Source organism: Psychromonas algarum (genome assembly GCF_004376845.1).
GTDB lineage: Bacteria > Pseudomonadota > Gammaproteobacteria > Enterobacterales > Psychromonadaceae > Psychromonas.
In genome coordinates, this window is record NZ_SNUW01000024.1 from 1 (window position 1) to 6,015 (window position 6,015).

The window sequence follows — 6,015 nt, forward strand, 5'->3', positions numbered from 1 at the left end:
TTATAACGACATAGTCGATCAATGTTGTAGGGCTTGGAACAGCTTCTGCGAAGACACAAGCCGAGTCATTTCATTATGCTTTAGAGACTGGACTAAATTGGAAACTTAATTAACGGAATTGGTATTACTCATAATCTAGCTCATATAAAGGGGGATTATTTAAATGGCTCATATTAGATTTGTTTCTTTTACAGCAGACATAAAAAAACCCAGTATAAACTGGGTTTTTTCAGGTTAAATCAAAGATTACTTGATTTTGCCTTCTTTGTAGATAACGTGTTTACGTACTACAGGATCAAACTTTTTGATTTCAAACTTTTCAGGCATGTTCTTTTTATTTTTATCAGTAGTATAAAAATGACCAGTGCCAGCGCTTGAATTTAAACGAATTTTATCACGCATTTTTAAGCTCCTTAAACTTTAACGCCATTAGCACGGATGTCAGTTAAAACTGCATCAATACCTTTTTTGTCGATGATACGCATACCTTTAGTAGTTAGGCGTAATTTAACAAAACGGTTCTCACTCTCAACCCAAAAACGGTGTGTTTGTAGGTTAGGTAAGAAACGACGTCGTGTACGGTTCTTCGCGTGTGATACATTGTTACCAACAGCTGGACGCTTGCCTGTAACTTGACATACTCTAGACATGTCGAAATCTCCAAAAATATTAGTTTTACTCGAGCAAAATAGTCGAACACCTTTTTTAGCCGTCGCCAAAGGCGTCGAGGGCGCATTTTATACATGATTGAGATTAAAAGATCAACAATAGTAGTAATAAATGCCTTAAATCCACCCTTTTTCTGCAAATGAGGTGTATTTTCCATCACCAATGATGAAATGGTCCAATATTTTAACATCAATTAATTGCAGTGTATTGACTAGTTTTTGGGTTATATTTTTATCTGCTTCACTGGCGCTTGGATCACCTGAAGGATGATTGTGAACAAGAATAATAGCAGCCGCATTTTCTTGTAATACTTTTTGAGCAATAACTCTTGGATGAACACTTGCACTATTAATTGTTCCAAAGAAAAACTCATGAAAGCGGATCACTCTATGTTGGCTATCTAATAATAGTGCTGCAAAAACTTCATAAGGATAGTCTCGCATTTTTGCACTTAAAAACTGTTGGGTTTGAGTGGCGCTTGTTAATGGGTCTCCTTTCATTAATGGTTCTTGTAAATAACGGCGAGACATTTCTAGTACAGCTTGCAATTGAACATATTTAGCTTGACCCAGACCTTTATGTAAACAAAAATCAGCTTCACTAGCAGAAAACAATGCTCTTAATGAGCCAAAGTCTGTTAATAATTGCCGAGATAGTGAGACTACATCTATGCCTTGGCAGCCCGTACGCAAGAAAATAGCCAATAATTCACTATCAGTTAAGCTATTCGCACCTTGTTGAATGAGTTTTTCTCGTGGTCTTTCTTGTTTTGGCCACTGTTTAATTGATGTCAAATTAAGATACCTCAACAATATTAGATAGCTTAAATCTAGTAGAAGTTGTCACATATTGCCTATCACTTTTGTGTTATCGTATTGCTCTATTTTTTAATGAACTTTATTGAGAAACTTATGTCATCAACATTACCCCTACAAGGGAAGAAAATATTACTCGGTGTTTGTGGCGGTATTGCTGCTTATAAAAGTGCTGAATTAACTCGCCGTTTAATCGATCAAGGTGCACAAGTTCGTGTTGTGATGACCGCATCAGCAAAACAATTTATTACTCCTCTAACTATGCAGGCCGTTTCAGGTTATATTGTTTATGATGATTTGTTAGACCCACAAGCTGAAGCTGGAATGGGCCATATCGAATTAGCCAAATGGGCAGATTTAATTTTAATTGCGCCAGCTACTGCTAATGCAATTGCTCGTTTACGTGCTGGTATGGCTGATGAATTACTAACTACATTATGTTTAGCATCACCTTCCCCTATTGCTATTGCTCCTGCAATGAATCAGCAAATGTATCTTGCTCTTGCTACACAAGAAAATTTAAATGTTTTAAATCAGCGTGGCATGATGATTTGGGGGCCTGCACAAGGTCAACAAGCTTGTGGTGATGTCGGACCAGGTCGATTATTAGAAGTACCTGATTTGGTACAATTAAGTTGTGATTTTTTTGCTCCTAAAGAAATGCCTTTATTAGGTGTTAACGTTGTTATTACAGCTGGTCCAACTCAAGAAGCTATCGATCCTGTTCGTTATATTAGTAATCATAGTTCAGGAAAAATGGGTTTTTCATTAGCTGAAGCTGCATTAGCAATGGGAGCGAATGTCACTGTCATTGCGGGTCCTGTTCATTTAAATTTATCTACGAATATCAAACGTATTAACATTAAAAGCGCTATTGATATGCACCAAGCTTCTTTAACGTCTCTTTCTGAAGCAGATATTTTTATCGCATGTGCTGCCGTTGCTGATTACCGTACTGAGCAGGTATATGTTGAAAAAATAAAAAAACAATCAGACAGTGATTCGATGACTTTAACGCTTGTTAAAAATCCAGACATTATTGCAGATGTTGCTAGTGCCCATAATCGTCCTTTTTGTGTTGGATTTGCTGCCGAAACCAATGATCTTGAAACTTATGCATTAGATAAGTTAAAACGTAAAAATTTAGATTTAATTGCAGCTAACGATGTATCAGTTAGTGAACAAGGTTTTAATAGTGAAAAGAATGCACTAACTGTTTTTTCTAAAGAGAGTCGTTTTGATATTGCATTAAATGATAAAAAAGAAGTTGCGATTCAATTACTTAAAATAATTAGTACAGAATTTAAAAAATAACGGAAAGGTTATATTAATGAAACAAATTGAACTTAAAATACTTGATCCAAGAATTGGAACAGAATTTCCTTTACCTGAATATGCAACAACTGGGTCAGCGGGATTAGATTTAAGGGCTTGTATTGATAATGAGTTAATTATAGCACCTGGTGAAACGCATTTGATCCCAACGGGTGTTGCTATTCATATTGCAGATCCTAGTTTAGCGGCAACCATTTTACCACGAAGTGGTTTAGGCCATAAAAACGGTATTGTGTTAGGAAATTTAGTTGGGTTAATTGATTCTGATTACCAAGGCCCGTTAATGGTTTCATGTTGGAATAGAAGTGAGCAAGCCTTCACCTTAACCGCTGGAGACCGTTTAGCCCAATTAGTATTTTTACCTGTCGTTCAAGCGTCATTTAATGTGGTTGATAGTTTTCAACAAACAGATCGTGGTGAGGGTGGTTTTGGTCACTCAGGAAAACAATAACAGGTAGGAAGCTATTCGCATGGTTACACAAAATAATAAAAAGAAAGTAAATCGTAAAGATGATATTTTAAGTGCTTTAGCAATAATGTTAGAGGGAAAACCTGGACAACGTATTACTACTGCTAAGCTTGCGGCTGAAGTGGGTGTATCAGAAGCTGCGTTATATCGCCACTTTCCAAGTAAAGCTCGTATGTTCGAAGGCTTGATTGATTTCATAGAAACAGCTATTTTTAGCCACATTAATATCATTAAAGATCAAAAAAAAGATACATTTGTTCGAATAGAACATATCATGCATTTTTTATTAGGTTTTTCTGAACAAAATCCTGGAATTACTCGTATCTTAAGCGGTGATGCTTTATTAGGTGAAAATGAACGATTACAACTACGTATCGAACATGTTTTTTCTAAATTAGAAACACAGTTAAAGCAAATATTACGAGAGCGTCCTTTATCGGATGGTCAAAAATTTGATATGGATGAAGGGGTATTAGCTAATTTGTTATTAGCTTATATTGAAGGACGTATGAATCAATTTGTTCGTACGCAATTCAAACAAAAACCAACACAAAACTTTAAAAACCAATGGTCATTTTTTTACAAGCAGTTAATACAAAGTTAATTTATTAAAGGAGTTAAGTATGTCAGATAATGGAACCGTTTCAGCAGCAGTAAACACCTTGGCAACAAGTGATGTGGGTGAAGTGTTAGCAAAACGTATGGATCATAATGCAGATGTTATTAGTAATAGTATGGAGTGGATTAATAATAACCAAGGTTTAATTATTAATTATGGCATGAATATATTAGCTGCGATTGCAACATTACTAATTGGTATGATGATTGCTCGTTTTATTTCTGGTGGATTCCATAAAGTATTAACCAAGCGAGAACTAGATAGTACGATCATTGACTTTATTTCGCATATGGTACGTTACGTCATTATTGCTTTTGTTGTTATTGCTGCATTAAGCCGAATTGGTGTAGAAACAACTTCTTTTGTTGCCATTATTGGTGCCGCAGGTTTAGCTGTTGGTTTAGCTTTACAAGGTTCTTTATCTAACTTTGCTTCTGGCGTGCTGATTATTGCATTGCGTCCATTTAGAGCAGGAGAGTATATTGAAGCTGCTGGTACAGCTGGTGTCGTTGAGTCTGTTCAAATCTTCTCAACATCATTAACAACAGTTGATAATAAATATGTTGTTGTGCCTAACTCTTCTATTTTAGGTGGCAATATTGTTAATTATTCTCGCAAATCTACTCGTCGAGTTGATTTAGTGATTGGCGTAAGTTACAACGCAGACTTAGCAAAAACTAAAGCGGTATTAGAAGCTGTTGTTAAAGCTAACCCAGGAGTTCTTAAATCACCAGAACCACAAGTTGCGGTTGCAGAACTAGCTGATTCAAGTGTTAATCTAATTGTTCGCCCATGGGTGCGTGGTCAAGATTATTGGCCAGTTCGTTTCGAATTGATGGAAGCGATTAAAAATGCATTAGATGAAGAAGGTATCGAAATTCCATTCCCACAAATGGATATTCATATGGATAAATAGTCTTCGACTATTTGTTGCTTCTCAAAAAACCAGTCTGCGGACTGGTTTTTTTATATCTATTAAAAATAAAATCTAAATGCGTCTACCCCTTAATAGTTATTTTTGGTGCTAAATATAGATCAATGTCACACAAAATAAGCTCTTTTCTCTTGTAAAAAAAAAGGTTTTAGCAAAAAATGCGCGACATTGTTTTATCCACAAAATAACTATAATAAAGGGTGTTCAATGAACAAAACTAAAATTGCATTACTAATTACAGGGGGTTGTTTTTTTTCAGCTAATCTTTTTGCTTCTTCTGTTGATTTTCGTCATGAATATAAACATGAAACTAAACAACAGGCTAGCCGTATAAAAATGGGGACCTCGTTTGAGAATAACTTTGCAGTAAGTTTAGAGTTGAAATTTAAAAGTGCTGATAACACCGATTTTATGAAAGATTTGGTTAATAATGGATCTGAATTAGGGTTAGGTTATAAATGGAAAATTAATGATGAATGGGCTTTACAACCAGGTATGCCAATTGAATTTGGGCAATCGAGCACAACCTATAAACCTCAATTACGTTTAATTTATAAACCTGCAATGATCGATGGTTTTTCTGTCAGTGGTCGCTACCGTTTAGATATTAAACCAACTCAAACAAAACCTTCAGTTAATAATAAGTATAGAGATCGTTATACAGTTAATTTTGGTTATAACATTCAAAATGTCGTTCTCGGTTTAGAATTAAATTATTATAAGGCGCATTCCGATACTTACGTGCTATATGATAATAAAAATACTAACTATGAAAATAACTTTACCGCAGGTTATAAAATGGGTAGCTGGAAGCCTTGGATTGAATTAGGTGATGTTAGTGTTAGTTCTAAGTCAGCTGATCGTGAACTAAGAAGCCGTGTTGGTCTTAGCTATAGTTTCTAATTAATAGCAATCACAGTAATTAGAGGATCTGTTTTACTTGTTAAAATAACTCATTTTTTCTATGCAAAATTTAGATCACTTATTGAATGTAATTGGTCTAATTTTCTAAAACCCCCCTATGAGTTTTGACTAATAGGGGGGCTTTTTATTTAACGAATAATGTTAACCGGGCCAGTCCAAGTGATTGTTTCACCATTAATAGTAACTTCGCTGGTGGTTACCTCATTTACCCCTACAGCATTGCTTACACACACGTTGATTTGTGTTTCAT

At 35.2% G+C, this 6,015-nt stretch carries 8 protein-coding genes; 5 read left to right on the forward strand and 3 right to left on the reverse strand.

Translation table 11 applies throughout. From position 1 onward, the window contains the following. Positions 1-246: 246 nt before the first annotated feature. From rpmG to radC, 3 genes are all read right to left on the reverse strand, one after another. A complete protein-coding gene (rpmG, locus tag E2R68_RS13615) occupies positions 247-402 on the reverse strand; it encodes a 50S ribosomal protein L33 (RefSeq protein ID WP_025562982.1) in 156 nt (51 codons plus the stop codon). 11 nt (positions 403-413) lie between these two features. Continuing rightward, positions 414-650 (reverse strand): 50S ribosomal protein L28, encoded by a 237-nt coding sequence (gene rpmB / locus E2R68_RS13620; RefSeq protein WP_134278229.1) that lies wholly within the window; start codon positions 648-650, stop codon positions 414-416. A 135-nt stretch (positions 651-785) separates the two neighbouring features. Further along, positions 786-1,463 carry a RadC family protein gene (gene radC / locus E2R68_RS13625; protein ID WP_134278230.1) on the reverse strand — a complete coding sequence of 226 codons (678 nt, stop codon included), beginning with the start codon at positions 1,461-1,463 and terminating at the stop codon, positions 786-788. Positions 1,464-1,580: 117 nt separating this feature from the next. On the opposite strand from radC, the gene coaBC reads away from it, so the two are divergent. The 5 genes from coaBC (at position 1,581) to E2R68_RS13650 (ending at position 5,744) form a co-directional block, all read left to right on the forward strand. Next, on the forward strand, positions 1,581-2,798 hold the full coding sequence (gene coaBC, locus E2R68_RS13630) for a bifunctional phosphopantothenoylcysteine decarboxylase/phosphopantothenate--cysteine ligase CoaBC (RefSeq protein WP_134278231.1): 1,218 nt from the start codon (positions 1,581-1,583) through the stop codon (positions 2,796-2,798). Between the two features lie 16 nt (positions 2,799-2,814). Next, positions 2,815-3,270 carry a dUTP diphosphatase gene (gene dut / locus E2R68_RS13635; protein ID WP_134278232.1) on the forward strand — a complete coding sequence of 152 codons (456 nt, stop codon included), beginning with the start codon at positions 2,815-2,817 and terminating at the stop codon, positions 3,268-3,270. Between the two features lie 19 nt (positions 3,271-3,289). After that, positions 3,290-3,892 (forward strand): nucleoid occlusion factor SlmA, encoded by a 603-nt coding sequence (gene slmA, locus E2R68_RS13640; RefSeq protein WP_134278233.1) that lies wholly within the window; start codon positions 3,290-3,292, stop codon positions 3,890-3,892. Positions 3,893-4,010: 118 nt separating this feature from the next. Further along, positions 4,011-4,823, forward strand: a complete 813-nt coding sequence (locus E2R68_RS13645; RefSeq protein ID WP_208380259.1) for a mechanosensitive ion channel domain-containing protein — start codon at positions 4,011-4,013, stop codon at positions 4,821-4,823. Between the two features lie 225 nt (positions 4,824-5,048). Further along, the gene (locus E2R68_RS13650; protein WP_134278234.1) at positions 5,049-5,744 is read left to right on the forward strand and encodes an oligogalacturonate-specific porin KdgM family protein; all 696 of its coding nucleotides are present in this window, start codon (positions 5,049-5,051) and stop codon (positions 5,742-5,744) included. Positions 5,745-6,015: the final 271 nt, after the last annotated feature.

Coding starts and splice junctions, on each gene's coding strand:
- slmA (WP_134278233.1), top strand. CDS start 3,290: ATGGTTACACAAAATAATAAAAAGAAAGTAAATCGTAAAGATGATATT.
- coaBC (WP_134278231.1), top strand. CDS start 1,581: ATGTCATCAACATTACCCCTACAAGGGAAGAAAATATTACTCGGTGTT.
- E2R68_RS13650 (WP_134278234.1), top strand. CDS start 5,049: ATGAACAAAACTAAAATTGCATTACTAATTACAGGGGGTTGTTTTTTT.
- rpmG (WP_025562982.1), bottom strand. CDS start 402: ATGCGTGATAAAATTCGTTTAAATTCAAGCGCTGGCACTGGTCATTTT.
- rpmB (WP_134278229.1), bottom strand. CDS start 650: ATGTCTAGAGTATGTCAAGTTACAGGCAAGCGTCCAGCTGTTGGTAAC.
- dut (WP_134278232.1), top strand. CDS start 2,815: ATGAAACAAATTGAACTTAAAATACTTGATCCAAGAATTGGAACAGAA.